Annotated in this window: 12 protein-coding genes; 6 read left to right on the forward strand and 6 right to left on the reverse strand. The window is 60.9% G+C overall.

Translation table 11 applies throughout. The annotated features are described in order from the left end of the window. Nucleotides 1-66 precede the first annotated feature (66 nt). Together phnX and HUW52_RS12600 are read right to left on the reverse strand one after the other, a co-directional pair. On the reverse strand, nucleotides 67-894 hold the full coding sequence (phnX, locus tag HUW52_RS12595; RefSeq protein WP_016983904.1) for a phosphonoacetaldehyde hydrolase: 828 nt from the start codon (nucleotides 892-894) through the stop codon (nucleotides 67-69). 144 nt (nucleotides 895-1038) lie between these two features. Next, entirely contained in the window at nucleotides 1039-2148 is a 1110-nt protein-coding gene (locus HUW52_RS12600; protein ID WP_016983905.1) for a 2-aminoethylphosphonate--pyruvate transaminase, read from the reverse strand. Nucleotides 2149-2260: 112 nt separating this feature from the next. On the opposite strand from HUW52_RS12600, the gene HUW52_RS12605 reads away from it, so the two are divergent. Further along, nucleotides 2261-3121, forward strand: a complete 861-nt coding sequence (locus HUW52_RS12605) for a LysR substrate-binding domain-containing protein (protein WP_175553807.1) — start codon at nucleotides 2261-2263, stop codon at nucleotides 3119-3121. Nucleotides 3122-3218: 97 nt separating this feature from the next. Here HUW52_RS12605 and HUW52_RS12610 read toward each other — a convergent pair whose 3' ends face one another. Further along, nucleotides 3219-4091, reverse strand: coding sequence for a LysR family transcriptional regulator (locus HUW52_RS12610; RefSeq protein WP_175553808.1), 873 nt, complete (start codon nucleotides 4089-4091; stop codon nucleotides 3219-3221). 281 nt (nucleotides 4092-4372) lie between these two features. Between HUW52_RS12610 and HUW52_RS12615 the strand changes: the two genes are divergently transcribed. Then, a complete protein-coding gene (locus tag HUW52_RS12615; RefSeq protein ID WP_175553809.1) occupies nucleotides 4373-5698 on the forward strand; it encodes an MFS transporter in 1326 nt (441 codons plus the stop codon). A gap of 71 nt (nucleotides 5699-5769) precedes the next feature. Further along, entirely contained in the window at nucleotides 5770-7161 is a 1392-nt protein-coding gene (locus HUW52_RS12620) for an FAD-dependent oxidoreductase (protein WP_175553810.1), read from the forward strand. 47 nt (nucleotides 7162-7208) lie between these two features. On the opposite strand, the gene HUW52_RS12625 is transcribed toward HUW52_RS12620, so the two are convergent. After that, nucleotides 7209-8606, reverse strand: coding sequence for a type VI secretion system Vgr family protein (locus HUW52_RS12625; protein ID WP_175553811.1), 1398 nt, complete (start codon nucleotides 8604-8606; stop codon nucleotides 7209-7211). A gap of 219 nt (nucleotides 8607-8825) precedes the next feature. Here HUW52_RS12625 and HUW52_RS12630 point away from each other — a divergent pair, with 219 nt between their 5' ends. Then, nucleotides 8826-9530 (forward strand): YebC/PmpR family DNA-binding transcriptional regulator, encoded by a 705-nt coding sequence (locus tag HUW52_RS12630; protein ID WP_016983911.1) that lies wholly within the window; start codon nucleotides 8826-8828, stop codon nucleotides 9528-9530. 112 nt (nucleotides 9531-9642) lie between these two features. On the opposite strand, the gene HUW52_RS12635 is transcribed toward HUW52_RS12630, so the two are convergent. Both HUW52_RS12635 and zapE read right to left on the reverse strand, forming a co-directional pair. After that, a complete protein-coding gene (locus HUW52_RS12635; protein ID WP_175553812.1) occupies nucleotides 9643-10956 on the reverse strand; it encodes a leucine-rich repeat-containing protein kinase family protein in 1314 nt (437 codons plus the stop codon). Between the two features lie 215 nt (nucleotides 10957-11171). Beyond that, complete coding sequence (gene zapE, locus HUW52_RS12640) at nucleotides 11172-12302, reverse strand: cell division protein ZapE (RefSeq protein WP_175553813.1); 1131 nt, start codon at nucleotides 12300-12302, stop codon at nucleotides 11172-11174. Between the two features lie 305 nt (nucleotides 12303-12607). Between zapE and HUW52_RS12645 the strand changes: the two genes are divergently transcribed. Further along, nucleotides 12608-13111: a spore coat U domain-containing protein gene (locus HUW52_RS12645; RefSeq protein ID WP_016983914.1), complete on the forward strand. Its 504-nt coding sequence runs from the start codon at nucleotides 12608-12610 to the stop codon at nucleotides 13109-13111. 101 nt (nucleotides 13112-13212) lie between these two features. Then, complete coding sequence (locus HUW52_RS12650; protein WP_016983915.1) at nucleotides 13213-13746, forward strand: spore coat U domain-containing protein; 534 nt, start codon at nucleotides 13213-13215, stop codon at nucleotides 13744-13746.

Consider the following 13746-nt stretch of genomic DNA (forward strand, 5'->3'; position numbering starts at 1 on the left):
TTTGCCAATAAAAAACGCCAGCGTCGTGCAGACGCCGGCGTTTTTATTGGCAGCAAGCGGCAGGGATCAGCTCGATTGCGGCATCTCACCGTTGGCCAGGCGCTTGTTGATGTCGGCGATCACTTCCGGCAGATCAGTGATGGTGTCGATCATGTAGTGCGGGCGCGAGCCTTCGAACAGCGCGTGAATGCGCTTGCGTTCGCTGGCCAGCTCATCGCTGCCCAAAGCGCGGAAACCGGCGTAATCCAGACCCAGCGCATTGCCCGAGCAGATCAGCGCGACCGTCCACATCCCGGCGCGGCGGCCTTCGAGAATGCCCGGCACGGTGTCATCGATCTTCACGCACGCCCCGACATCGTCAATGCCCAGCGCGATCACGTTGGCCAGCGCCTGAGCCGGCCATGGGCGGCCATTCGGCACTTCGTCGGTGGCGACCACATGGTCAGCGACGTAGCCGTTGGTGGCGGCCAGTTCGACGACCTTGTCCATCACTTGCTTCGGGTAGCCGGAGCAGGAACCGATCTTGATCCCTTGCTGGCGCAGGTTGGCGATGGTTTCCAAGGCGCCGGGAATCAGCGCCGAGTGCTCGGCGATCTTCTCGATCTGCAGCGGCATGAAGCGCTTGTAGATGGCGGTGACGTCGTCGTCGGTCGGCGTGCGGCCGAACGCCTTGCGATAACGCTCGGCCACTTGCGGCTGATCGCAGAGGGTGCGGATGTGGTCCCACTTGCCCATGCCCATCGGGCCACGGGCTTCTTCGATGGAGACCTGCACGTCGAATTCGGCGAAGGCTTCGACGAAAATCTGTGTTGGCGCGAAAGAGCCAAAATCGACCACGGTACCGGCCCAGTCGAGGATCGCGGCTTGCAGCTTGTTTGGATTGACGTAGTTCATGTTGATCAAATTCCTGAGTTGGCAATGCAATTCAAATGTGGGAGCGAGCTTGCTCGCGAAGGCGTCGGATCAGTCGATATCTATGTTGAATGTGCGACCGCATTCGCGAGCAAGCTCGCTCCCACAGGGGATTAAGGGTGGGTTTTAGATCTCTAACACTTCCATCTCGCGCAAGACCTCACCGACCGCCGCGACGGCTTCGCGCATTTCGTCCGGGCTGACGTGGCCGATGCAGCCGACACGGAAGGTCTCGACCTGAGTCAATTTGCCCGGATAGAGGATGTAACCCTTGGCCTTGACCCGTTCGTAGAAATCCTTGAACTGATAACGCGGATCTTGCGGGGCATGGAATGTGGCAATGATCGGCGCCTGAATCGCCGCCGGCAGAAAGCTGCGCAAACCGAGTTTGCCCATCTCTTCCATCAGTGCCTGACAGTTGGCGGCGTAACGCGCATGCCGTGCCGGCAGGCCACCTTCTTCGTTGTATTGCAGCAGCGCTTCGTGCAGCGCCGCGACCACGTGGGTCGGCGGAGTGAAGCGCCATTGCCCGGTCTTGATCATGTAGGCGTGCTGGTCGTACAGGTCCATCGCCAGTGAATGCGAATTACCGGCGGCAGCGGCCAGTGATTCCTTGCGAGCGAAGACAAACCCCATCCCCGGCACGCCTTCCAGGCATTTGCCGGAGGCGGCGATCAGTGCGTCGAACGGCACTTGCTGCGCATCTACTGGCAAGGCACCGAAGGAACTCATGGCGTCGATGATCAGACGTTTGCCGTGTTGCTCGACGACCTGAGCAATTTCCGCCAGCGGATTGAGAATCCCGGTGCTGGTCTCGCAATGGATCAGCGCGACGTGGGTGATGTCGCTGTCGGCGCGCAGCAGACGATCGACGTCAGCGGCTGTAGTCGGTTCATCTTCAGCGGTTTCAAAAGTGCTGAACGAGCGGCCAAGCACTTCGCAGATCTTCGCCAGACGCTTGCCGTAGGCGCCGTTGATCAGCACCAGCACTTTACCGTCACGTGGCACCAAAGTGCCAATGGCGGCTTCGACGGCAAAGGTGCCGCTGCCCTGCAATGGCACGCAGTGGTGAGTGGCGGCACCGTTGAGGATCGCCAGCAATTGTTCGCAAAGGCTGGCGGTCAGTTGATTGAAGCGGTCATCCCATGACCCCCAGTCGACCATCATCGCCTGGCGGGTGCGGGCCGAAGTGGTCAACGGGCCGGGAGTGAGCAGGATGGGTTCGGCGATACTCATTCGTGTGTCCTCGGATTGCGCTGTGGGATGAAGCTACGGGGCATACGTTGCAATTCGCCGTTGCATCAATCAAATTGTTTGTTGTTATGCCAGCCATCAGCGAGAGTTATTCATGAACCTGTTCCAGCTCCGAGCCTTCGACGCCGTGGCCCGCGAAGGCAGCTTCACCCGCGCCGCCGCGCGGTTGTTCATCAGTCAGCCGGCGGTCACCGGGCACATCAAAGCGCTGGAGGAGCACTACCAGATCACCCTGTTGCGGCGCACCGCGCGACGGGTGGAACTGACCGAGGAGGGCACCAAACTCGCGGCGATCACCCGCGCGATGTTTGGCCTCGCGGAAGAGGCGCAGACGATGCTCGAGGCCAACCGGCAGTTGTTGACCGGGCGGCTGGAAGTGGCGGCGGACGGGCCGCACATGGTCATGCCGATGCTGGCCAGCCTGCGTGCACGCTATCCGGGCATCACCGTCAATCTGCGCTTGGGCAACGCCCAGGAAACCCTCGCGGCGTTGTTGTCGGAACACGCCGATGTGGCGGTATTGACCGAAGTCGAGCCGCGCAAGGGCCTGCATCTGCAAGCGTTGAGCGAATCAAGAATTTGCGCATTGGTGCCGGCGGGGCACCCGTGGGCGATGCGCGCCGGGGAGGTGAAACTCAAGGAACTGGATCAGGTGATCATGGTGCTGCGCGAGCCGAGTTCGATCACCCGGCGTACGTTTGATCAGGCGTGTGCGCAGGCGTCGATCCATCCGCGTGTGTTGCTGGAACTCGATAGCCGTGAGGCGGTGACTGAAGCCGTCGCCGCTGAGTTGGGCGTTGGCGTGGTGTCGTCGGTGGAGGTCAGCCATGATCCGCGAGTGATGGCGATTCCGATTGTCGGGGACGGGCTGATGAACCGGCACATGATCGGTTGCATGGAGCGGCGTCGGGAGTTGCGCCTGATTCAGGCGTTCTTTGACCTGGCACCCGCCTGATACACCATGGCACTCCCTTCGCGAGCAAGCTCGCTCCCACAGGGAATATGCATTCCAAATGTGGGAGCGAGCTTGCTCGCGAAGGGGCCCTCACGGTTCACACAAGACTCTGGCGAACCATATCGAGAAAGGTCGCCACCACCCGTCGATTGCTTTGCTCACGCAAACACACCAGCGTCTCCGTCAGCCGTCGCGTGCAATCGATAATCGGCAACGCACACACACGCGAGTCCGCGCCAAACTCTGCTGCCGAGACCACGCCGACACCAATCCCGACCACCACCGCCTCACGCGCCGCTTCCCGGCCTTCCACCTGAATCGCCGGGCGAATGCGAAAACCGGCCCGGGCCATTTCCTCTTCCAGTGTCTGCCGCGTCACTGAACCGTGTTCACGCAACACCAGCGGCGTGTCATCCAAGTCTTCCAGGCAAATCGATTCGCGCTCGGCCCACGGATGATTGCGCGAAACAAACGCCACCATCGGATCGTTACGCAAAGGAACGCACAGTAAGCGTTCATCGCTGACATCTCGCCCGAGCAGCGCCAGATCGGCCTGATAGTTGAACAGGCGAAACAGCGATTCATCGGTATTGCCGGTTTCGATCTTCACGCTGATCCCGGGATAGCGCTCGCAGAACCGCGCGATTTGCGGCAGCACGTGCACCGGCGCATCCACTGCCAGAATCAGGCTGCCGGTCTGCAAAGCCTGGGATTCCTGCAGCAGTTCCTGCGCTTCCGCTTCAATCACGAACAGGCGCTGGGTGATCGCCAACAAGCGTTCGCCGAGATCGGTCAGGCGCACGGAACGTTTATTGCGGTGAAACAGCAAAACACCGAAGCGTTCTTCGAGTTTGCGCACCTGGTCGGAAATCGCCGGTTGCGTGAGAAAAAGGCGCTCGGCGGCTTTGGTGAAGCTTCCATGCACGGCCACGGCGTGGAAGGCTTTGAGTTGGGCGTGGGACACCGACATGCAGTCACCTGATCGTTAAGTCAGTAACAAGCTGAGCTTATGTGTGAAATACGATAAATCGATTTTATTTATTAAACAGTAATTGCTTTGATCGACTCACGCCATCGCTGACTGCCCGCTCGGGCAGCACGGTGGCCATGAGCCTGTGCGTGCAACAGCAGGACTCATCTGACCGATATCGCCGTAGGGACGGGGTGATATCGCAGTGCTCAACAATAAAAACACAGGCGTTTTGCTTAACGATTCTGCCGGCACACTCACACCCTGAGGTCAGAACCACAATGAACAAGCACATCGGCACCATTGCGCGTTGGCGCATGCAGATTTTCGCAATTACCTGGCTGGCGTACGCCGCGTTCTACTTCACCCGCAAAGCGTTTTCGGTGGCCAAACTCGGCATTGCCGAAGACCCGACCTTCATGCTCGACAAGATGGCCATGGCCAACCTCGATGCGATTTATCTGGCGGCTTATGCCCTCGGCCAGTTCACCTGGGGCATGCTCGCCGACCGCTTTGGTCCTCGGGTCGTGGTGCTCGGTGGTTTGCTGATTTCCGCGGCAGCGGCGCTGGTGATGGGCAGTTACGCCACGTTACCGATCTTCGCCACCTGCATGTTGATTCAGGGCCTGGCGCAGTCCACCGGATGGTCGGGGCTGTGCAAAAACCTCGGCAGTTTTTTCCCTTCGCAACAACGTGGGCGGGTGCTCGGGTTATGGAGTTCCTGCTACGCATTTGGTGGTCTGGTGGCGTCGCCGTTTGCCGGTTGGTGGGCGTATACCTTGATGGGCACCTGGCACGCGGCGTTCATTTCCAGCGCGGTGGTGGTCGCCGTGGTGGCGGTGTTGTTCTTTATCTTCCAGCGCAACAAACCGGAAGACGTCGGTTTGCCGGCGGTTGAGCCGGAACCTGTATTGACGGCGGAAGAAACCGAAGCTAACAGCAAACTCAGCGTTTGGGAGCCTCTGAAAGAAATCCTGCGTAACCGCACGGTGCTGGTGCTGGGCCTGGCGTATTTCATGTTGAAACCAGCGCGTTACGCGATTCTGTTGTGGGGCCCGGTGATTGTCTTTGAACAGATGCCCAGTGTCGGCAAGGTCGGCGCGGCGATCATTCCCACTTCGTTCGAGCTGGCCGGATTGCTCGGGCCGATTCTGATCGGGCTGGCCTCGGACAAACTGTTCGGTGCCCGGCGCATGCCAGCGTGCGTGATCAGTCTGCTCTTGCTCACTGTGACGCTGGCGCTGTTCATGGCTGCGTTGCACACCGGCAGTGTCTTGCTGGTGGTTGCGCTGCTGTTCGTCATGGGCCTGACCCTGTATGGCCCGGATTCAATGATCAGCGGTGCCGCTGCGATCGATTTCGGCAAAGCCAAGGCCGGCGCCACCGCTGCCGGTTTCGTCAACGGCTGCGGCTCGGTGGGGGCGGTACTCGGTGGTTTGCTGCCGGGTTACTTCGATTCGGTGACGGTGTTCATCGTCTTCGCCGGTTGCGCGCTGTTCTCGGCGCTGGTGCTGATTCCGCACTGGAACAGCCGCCCGGTTGGTGTCATGGAACCGCGTGCCTCGATCCCCAATTGCCCGCTGACGATCAAACCCCTGCGTTCCTGAAACCCTTTGCCTCGCGGCCTGCTGCGGCGCTCGCGGCAGGCTGCGGCGCGGCCAACTGACTGGAGAAAAACATGAGACCGTTTTGGCTGGAGCAAGCCTTGCAGGCCGACACCTCTGAAATCTGCCCGCCGTTGCAGGGTGAAGTCCGCACTGATGTGTGCATCGTTGGCGGCGGCTACACCGGGTTGTGGACGGCAATCATGCTCAAGCAACAGAACCCCGAGCTCGATGTGTTGCTGATCGAAGCGGACATCTGCGGCGCTGGCGCGAGCGGGCGCAACGGCGGTTGTGCGCTGTCGTGGTCGGCAAAATATTTCACCCTCGAGCGCCTGTTTGGCGTCGAAGAAGCGGTGCGCTTGGTCAAGGAGTCGGAACGCAGCATTCATGCGATCGGCGAGTTCTGCGAACACTACGGCGTCGATGCCGATTACCGCCTCGACGGCACGCTGTACACCGCGACCAATCGCGCGCAGGTCGGTTCGACCGACGCGGTGATCGCCGCACTGGAACGCAATGGCATCAACTCGTTCTCCCAGCGTCCGCTCGCTGATGTGCAGCGCATGGCCGGTTCGAGCAAACATCTGGAAGGCTGGTTCTCGCCGGCAGCGGCCAGCGTGCAACCGGGCAAACTGGTGCGTGGCTTGCGTCGGGTGGCGTTGCAACTGGGCGTGAAAATCCACGAAAGCACCGCGATGACCGGACTGGAAGAAGGGCGCCCGGCACGCTTGCAGACGCCGCATGGCACGGTGATCGCCGATCGCGTGGTGCTGGCGATGAATGCGTGGATGGCCCGTGCCTTCCCACAGTTCGAACGCAGCGTGGCGATTGTCTCCAGCGACATGCTGATTACCGAACCGCGTCCGGAGTTGTTGCAGGAAATCGGTTTGACCAGCGGCGTTACCGTGCTCGATTCGCGGATTTTCGTGCACTACTACCACAACACCCCGGACGGTCGGATCATGCTTGGCAAGGGCGGCAACACCTTCGCGTTTGGTGGGCGCATGCTGCCGGTGTTCGATCAGCCGTCGCCGTATGCCGGCCTGCTGAAAAACAGTCTCGCGGACTTCTTCCCGGCGTTTGCCGATGTGAAAGTCGATGCCACCTGGAACGGCCCGTCGGATCGCTCGGTCACCGGTTTGCCGTTCTTCGGCCAGATGAGCGGCGCGGGCAACGTGTTTTACGGTTTCGGCTATTCGGGCAGCGGCGTCGGCCCGTGCCACATGGGCGGGCAGATTCTCGCGTCACTGGTGCAAGGCCTGGACAACCCGTGGACGCGCTCGCCGCTGGTCAACGGGCCGCTGGGTTACTTCCCGCCCGAGCCGATCCGTTACCTCGGCTCGTTGATGGTGCGCAACGCTATCCGCCGCAAGGAGCGCGCCGAGGATCACGGGCGGCGACCTCGGCATCTGGATGTGCGTCTGGCGAAGTTCGCCGCAGCGGCCGGCAAGGCTGACAAAGGTTAAAGCACTGCTGCACATGCAGGCGCTGCGGCGGCTCCTGCAAACTGAGGCTAATGGGCGTCGCTATTGAGCAGCCAGTCGAGCAATAAACTGCTGTCGCGGGCGGGCGGTGACTCGCGAGGCGGGGGCTTGCGTGAGTTGCCCAGGCACAGAATGGGCCGATCCGGATCGCTGTCGAGAAAGCTCACCCACACTTCGCTGCCGACACAGGGTAACTCCTCAGGGACGATTCGCCCGTTGGCCCCCGTCATGGCGATGGGCAGCCATATCGCATGGGCATCGGCATCGGGTGCTGAATCCGCTGGCCACAGTCTGACGGCGACGCGACCCTGGTCGTCGAGTCTTGCCGGTTGCCCCTCGACGCCAAGTACGTTCGCCAAGTGATAACCGGCGATGCTCGGGCGCTGTTGTTTAAGCGGCGGGCGAAAGTCTGTCGACCATGGTTGGGCAGTGAAATCGTTGTGATAGCGGTGTACCGTCGGCGTCGGGTCAAGAATCGAGGGGTGTTGACCCTGATGGCTAATGGCAGTGATCCGCCATTGTTCGTTAAAGCTGTTGATCGGATGTTCGCTGACTTGCAGCAAATGTCCGCTAAGCAACCCGATACAGTCGCTGCGGCCATTGACCGAACGAAGGTGGCAGCGTTGTCGCTCCAGGTGCCGCCGACTGCGCTGTTCGCTGTGGCGTTGTTCCAGAGAAAGCACCGGCGGCCGGGCCATTGATCGGCTTTGATTGGCAGCATCCTCGTCGATGGCCCGCTGCCCCCGATTGCGTACCGCGGGCAGTGTCGTCATGGGGGCGGCATGGTGATGCTGGAATAGCGCACTGACGCAGGGGGAGCGTGCTTGCTGATCATCCATGAACGGCACCAGGGCTGGTTCTTGCGGCAAACTCAGGCTGTCATCGGCGAAAACGACGACGTGACCGTCCGCGCGGTGTTCGAAGTGATAGTGGATACCTTCTTCCTCGCAGAGCCTGTGCAGCAGTGCCAGATCGCTTTCTTCGAACTGGATGCAGAACGGCCGCACCGGATAGCAACCCACGGTCATTTCAATCCGGTAGCCCTCGGCGGGCAGAGCATTTCCCGCGAGCAACTGCAGGAGAATCTGCGGCACGCTCTGTTGCACGAACACCCGACGTCTGCTCGGCTGCGCCAACCGCAGCAGCGACGGCACTATCATCAGGCGATAGCCGATGCGATGGGTACCGCAATGTTCACAACTGGCGCTGTGGATAATCCCGTGAATCCCGTGATGGTCGTCCAGGCGCAGAAATACCGGTTGCTGCAATAGCGTACCCGGCGCCACGGCGGGGGCCAGACCGATAAGTTCGATGTCGAATCGGTAGGGCTGGTTGAGCGCTTCCTCGCCGCGAAAGCGCAACACCGGAAGGCATAAACCGCTATTGGTCAGGGTCAGGGTAAACGGACTTTCCTTGTCATTGAGCATTCGAACAGGCTCTGTCAGGCAATACGGGTTTAAGAGGGTACGAAACCCCAGCGCCGAAAGGTCATGTCAAAGGGTGTTTTCAGAATCGCCCTACAAGGTCTGGTGAAGATGTCGATTCCACATTGTTTTTTTGGTCGATTGCCGACTTTAGGCCGTATAAACTTGGCGCCATGCGTCGGCCAATAGATGTCTCGGCGCCACAGATCAAGAGAGTGAGTAATGGGCGCACAGTGGAAGGTTAAACACAAAGAAGCGGCATCCAACGCCAAGGGCAAGATCTTCGGCAAACTGGTGAAGGAAATCACCATCGCTGCCCGCAACGGTGCCGATACCGCTACCAACGCACACCTGCGTCTGGTGGTCGAACAGGCCAAGAAAGCCTCGATGCCAAAAGAAACCCTCGATCGCGCGATCAAGAAAGGCGCCGGTCTGCTCGGTGAAACCGTGCAGTACCATCGCGTGACCTACGAAGGGTTCGCCCCGCACCAGGTGCCGCTGATCGTCGAGTGCGTGACCGACAACATCAACCGTACTGTCGCGGAAATCCGCGTGGCCTTCCGCAAGGGCCAACTGGGGGCTTCCGGCTCCGTGGCTTGGGATTTCAACCATGTCGGCATGATCGAAGCCTCGCCGGACACTCCGGACGCCGATCCGGAAATGGCCGCCATCGAAGCCGGTGCTCAGGATTTCGAGCCGGGCGAAGACGGTGCGACGCTGTTTTTGACCGATCCTACTGATCTGGACTCGGTGCAGAAGGCGCTGCCAGAGCAAGGCTTCACCGTGCTGTCGGCGAAACTCGGCTACCAGCCGAAGAACCCGGTCAGCGGTTTGAGCGACGAGCAGATGGCTGAGGTCGAAGCGTTCCTCGAAGGCCTCGACAACCATGATGACGTGCAGGATATGTTTGTCGGCCTGGCGGGCTGATAGGCTTCGTCAGTGATGGCCTCATCGCTAGCAGGCTAGCTCCCACACTGGATCTGTGGCGTTCACAAATCCCCCGTAGGAGCTAGCCTGCTAGCGATCGACCGCGCAGCGGTCACAGATTCTCAAGCTGCCGCATGACCTCAGCGAACCCCGGCCGCGCCAGCACATCCGCCTGACAGCAACGCCGCTCCAGCTCTTCAAGCACCGCACGCCGCTCATCACCCAAGCCCGAGTCGATGCGCGCCAGCAATTCCCCCAGCAAAACCCCGAACGCACGCACTTCGATGCGTTGCAACGCGCGCGTTTCCGCTGTATCGGCAATGGCGTGGAACGACGCCCCACCAAAATCCCCGAGCAGGCAATCGCCGCGCTCATTCAGCAGAATGTTGTGCCCGTAGAGATCGCCGTGGGTGATGCCTTGCTGATGCAGATGCTCGGCTGCCGAGGCGATGCCTTTGGCGATGTTCAGCGCGACCTCGGCACTGAACCGGCAATCATCGGCGTAAACATCTCGTGAGCAAGACGCCAGGCTCGGCAGACCGGCGAGGTTGCCGAACGACGGATCGATCAACTGCATCACCAAGCCTTGCTGGCCGTCGGGATGGTCACTGATGCGCCCTTCGACCCGGATCAGATTGGGATGCAGGCCTGCGCTGATACAGGCATTCATTTCGTGCAGCGGCGAGCCGTCGCTGGTCATTTCACCTTTGTACAGTTTCACCGCGACCGGCGTCACTGAGCCATCGTCGCGCTGCCAGCTCGCCCGGGAAATCACCCCCGATGCACCTTCGCCCAAACGCTGTTCCAGACTCAGCGCCGACCAGGAGATTTGTGGTGTCGCTTCCAGCGCGGCGGCGTCCGCCTCGATCTCCAGCGGGTTACCGGCGTAGGCCAGCCAGGTCAGGCTCGGCAGGTTGAGCAGCCACTGCGGCAGTTCGCTCAGGCGGTTGGCAGAGATGCGCAGCAGCTCCAGTCGATGGCAGTTGCTCAGGGAGGGCGGCAGCGTTTGCAGACGGTTGCCGGACAGCATGAGTTTTTGCAGGGCAGGGCGCTCACCGAGTTCGCTCGGCAGGTTCTCGATGCAGTTGTCGGTCAGGATCAGCCAGCGCAACGCTGGTGGCAGAGCGCTGCCGGGTACGTTGACGATGCGATTGGCTCTGAAGCCGACCATCGTCAGGGCCGCGCACTGACCGAGGCAGGCCGGCAGTTCGGTGAACGGGTTGTCGGAGCAGAACAGCACGCGCAGGCGTGTCAGACGGTGCAAGTCATCCGGCAGGCTGCTCAATTGGTTGCCGCTGAGGTTGAGGATTTCCAGGGTATCGGCCAGATCGAAAATCTCGCGCGGGAACTCGGTCAGTCCGCACGACAGATCCAGCCGGGTGATGCCCGACAACTCGCCGGCGCGCAATTGAGCAAGGGTGTGCATGTTTGGTATTCGCTATTGATCAGTGGAGCGACGCAGGGGCGCTGAGAATGGGCGACATGATAACGGCAAAGCCCGGGTTTGAATTGGATAGGTGGCGAAACTTCAGATGCCCTTGGTGGGAGCGAGCCTGCTCGCGAAGGTGGAGTGTCAGCCGCTGATGTTTTGACTGATCGGGCGCTTTCGCGAGCAAGCTCGCTCCCACATGAGCTGTGTGGTCAGTCGTTGTTGTGCATCTCCTGCAACTGCCCCAGGCGACTGCGCGTGCGCGCCAGGTCTATGGCATAGCCGTCGAGGCTTTCACACAAGGGCAGGCGACCGAGCAGCGTCAGGTGTTTGTCCTGGTCGTACAACACGTCGATCAGGTTGATGAAGCGCTGTTGGGCGGCGATCGAGCACTCTCCCAGTTCCGGCAGATCATCAATGATCCAGCGGTCGAAACGTCGACACAGTTCCAGATAATCCATGACTGCCGTCGGCTGTTCACACAGATCGCTGAAGGTAAAACCAACACGCCGCTCTTCACACAATCGAGCCTGAAACTGCCGGGTGCCGACGGATATCTGAATGGCTGGCGTATCGGCCGGCGGCAGCTCCAGAGCGGTGCGTTGCGCTGGCGTGGCCGGCCACACGTAATGCCCCTGAGTGAAGATCTGATGTGCAGAGTGGCGTGCCTGACTGCGGTAATCGTGCGGACCGCCGACTTCCATCACCTGCATGCGCGTATTGATCAGTTCGATCACCGGTTTGAAGCGCGCGTGATAGAGCGGATTGGGCAGCAGCCCTTCCGGCGCATAGTTGGAGGTCACCAACAGCAGAATTCGCCGTTTGAACAGTGCCTTGAACAGCCGCGTGATGAGCATGGCATCGCCGATGTCATGCACATGAAACTCGTCGAAACACAGCACCCGACAATCCTCCAGCAGTTCGTCGAGGGTCACTTCGAGGGCATCGTCCTGCTCGCGATGGCTGAACATGCCCTGATGCAATTGCGCGAAAAACTGATGGAAATGCAGGCGCCGTTTCTGGGTGATCGGCAAGGCCTGAAAAAAGCCATCGAGCAACCAGCTCTTGCCGCGTCCGACGGCGCCGAACAGATAGAGACTCGGCGCGGTTCGGTTGCCGGCGCCAAACAGCAGACTGGCCTGCTGCGCCATGCAATCAATGACGCGCTGCTGGCTGTGGCTGAGGGTGTAACCCTGACCGCCGGCCTTGTGCCGGAAGTAATCGCGGATCGACTGGGCGCTGGCGTCATGCCCGGCGCCGGCCGGCAAACCCTTGCCCAACCAACGGCGCAGCGCCGGCCAGCGCTGGATCAGTCGCGATCGTTTCGGCGGTTGGGCAGGCACTGTGGGCGTCTCCGTGTTCGTCAAAACCGGCTCCCGCGAGCGCGGCGACACAGTGTAACCAGGCGTTGGGCTGGCCAGCCACCACAGTGGATCGACAGTGGGCGGTAATTGAACAAATTTGTGCCGCACGTACAGCTATTTTTAGCGACATGGCCGGACCTGTTGCCAACCTTTCGAAACATATCCCGGGCGATCCCTGGATCCAATCGACTGGCGGAATCGTCGACCGTTGCTAACCTCAAACACAGAAACGACGTCGCAAGTGATCACTGACAAGGAACGGCGCAGTGAATGTACATGTGGTCATGGGCCTGCTGGGGGTATTCGCGGCGCCTGTTCATGCGGCAGATCTTCAGGTTGAAGTGCGCGTCGATGTGCAGCGCGGCTGCCAGTTGATCGGTCAGCAGCGTGGCGCCGGCATTGAGCAACTGGGTGTGCTCGACTTCGGTAGCACCGCACGCCTCGATGACCCCGCCGGGCCGTTGGCTGCCGCGTTGACCAATCAGCGCCTGCCACGCCTGGAATGCAATCCGGACACGCCCTACCAGATGCGCGTCGACGGAGGCTTGCATGGCGGTGTCGGTGAAGTCCGCTATATGGCCGCTTCGACGGGCAGCAAACCGATTCCATACCGTTTGTATCAGGACGCGGCGCGACGGCTGCCGCTGGTGGTGGATGTGCCGGTCAGCGGGCGGGTACCGGACAGCGGCACGGTGGAGCTGCCACTGTACGCGCGGATCGAGCGATTGGCCGAAGTGCCGCGAGTCGGGCGTTATTCGGATCTGGTCAAGGTAACGGTCACCTGGTGATCGCGATGGCAACAGGCACCCGGTGGACGTGGGTGCGCAAGGAAGGCGTTCAAAGACGAGCGCGGTGATTGAGTCAGCGTAAAGGAGCAGGGACGGTCGCGATGACAGGCAAACACTGGATGGTGGTGGCGGCAGGTACGCTGGCATTGCTCGCAGACGAGGCGCAAGCGGCGGTCAGTGGGCAGATCAATGCGCGGCTGATCCTTATTGCCGGCTGTGAAGTCACCAACAGCGGCACGCCCGACAGCCCGGTCAGTGCCCTCGGCACCCTCGATTTCGGCCTTCAGGGGCCCACCTGGAACGCACCGATCAAGGCCAGTCTCGACGGCGACAGCAGCGGCAAACTCAACGTAGCCTGCAATCCCTCCGTCACCGGTTTCACCGTCACCATCGACGGCGGTACCCACGGTGACGGCAATACCCGGCGCCTGAGCAACGGCCGCCAGACCCTTCCCTATCAGCTGTTCGTCGATCCCTCCGGCGCCCGGAGCTACAGCATCGGCCAGCAACACAATTTCGCTGTCACCAGCGCTGCGCAGATACCCATTCCGGTATTTGGCTCGGTGGTGGCGAATACCCGCGCGGTACCGGCAGGTGTCTATACCGACACGCTGACGGTGACGCTCGACTGGTAA

The organism is Pseudomonas sp. 43A, from assembly GCF_013363935.1.
In the GTDB taxonomy this organism is placed as follows: Bacteria; Pseudomonadota; Gammaproteobacteria; order Pseudomonadales; family Pseudomonadaceae; genus Aquipseudomonas; species Aquipseudomonas crudilactis.

What these genes read in the sequence shown, in the direction of transcription:
- phnX (WP_016983904.1), bottom strand. Translation starts at nt 894, where the DNA reads ATGAACTACGTCAATCCAAACAAGCTGCAAGCCGCGATCCTCGACTGG.
- HUW52_RS12600 (WP_016983905.1), bottom strand. Translation starts at nt 2,148, where the DNA reads ATGAGTATCGCCGAACCCATCCTGCTCACTCCCGGCCCGTTGACCACT.
- HUW52_RS12605 (WP_175553807.1), top strand. Translation starts at nt 2,261, where the DNA reads ATGAACCTGTTCCAGCTCCGAGCCTTCGACGCCGTGGCCCGCGAAGGC.
- HUW52_RS12610 (WP_175553808.1), bottom strand. Translation starts at nt 4,091, where the DNA reads ATGTCGGTGTCCCACGCCCAACTCAAAGCCTTCCACGCCGTGGCCGTG.
- HUW52_RS12615 (WP_175553809.1), top strand. Translation starts at nt 4,373, where the DNA reads ATGAACAAGCACATCGGCACCATTGCGCGTTGGCGCATGCAGATTTTC.
- HUW52_RS12620 (WP_175553810.1), top strand. Translation starts at nt 5,770, where the DNA reads ATGAGACCGTTTTGGCTGGAGCAAGCCTTGCAGGCCGACACCTCTGAA.
- HUW52_RS12625 (WP_175553811.1), bottom strand. Translation starts at nt 8,606, where the DNA reads ATGCTCAATGACAAGGAAAGTCCGTTTACCCTGACCCTGACCAATAGC.
- HUW52_RS12630 (WP_016983911.1), top strand. Translation starts at nt 8,826, where the DNA reads ATGGGCGCACAGTGGAAGGTTAAACACAAAGAAGCGGCATCCAACGCC.
- HUW52_RS12635 (WP_175553812.1), bottom strand. Translation starts at nt 10,956, where the DNA reads ATGCACACCCTTGCTCAATTGCGCGCCGGCGAGTTGTCGGGCATCACC.
- HUW52_RS12645 (WP_016983914.1), top strand. Translation starts at nt 12,608, where the DNA reads ATGGGCCTGCTGGGGGTATTCGCGGCGCCTGTTCATGCGGCAGATCTT.
- HUW52_RS12650 (WP_016983915.1), top strand. Translation starts at nt 13,213, where the DNA reads ATGACAGGCAAACACTGGATGGTGGTGGCGGCAGGTACGCTGGCATTG.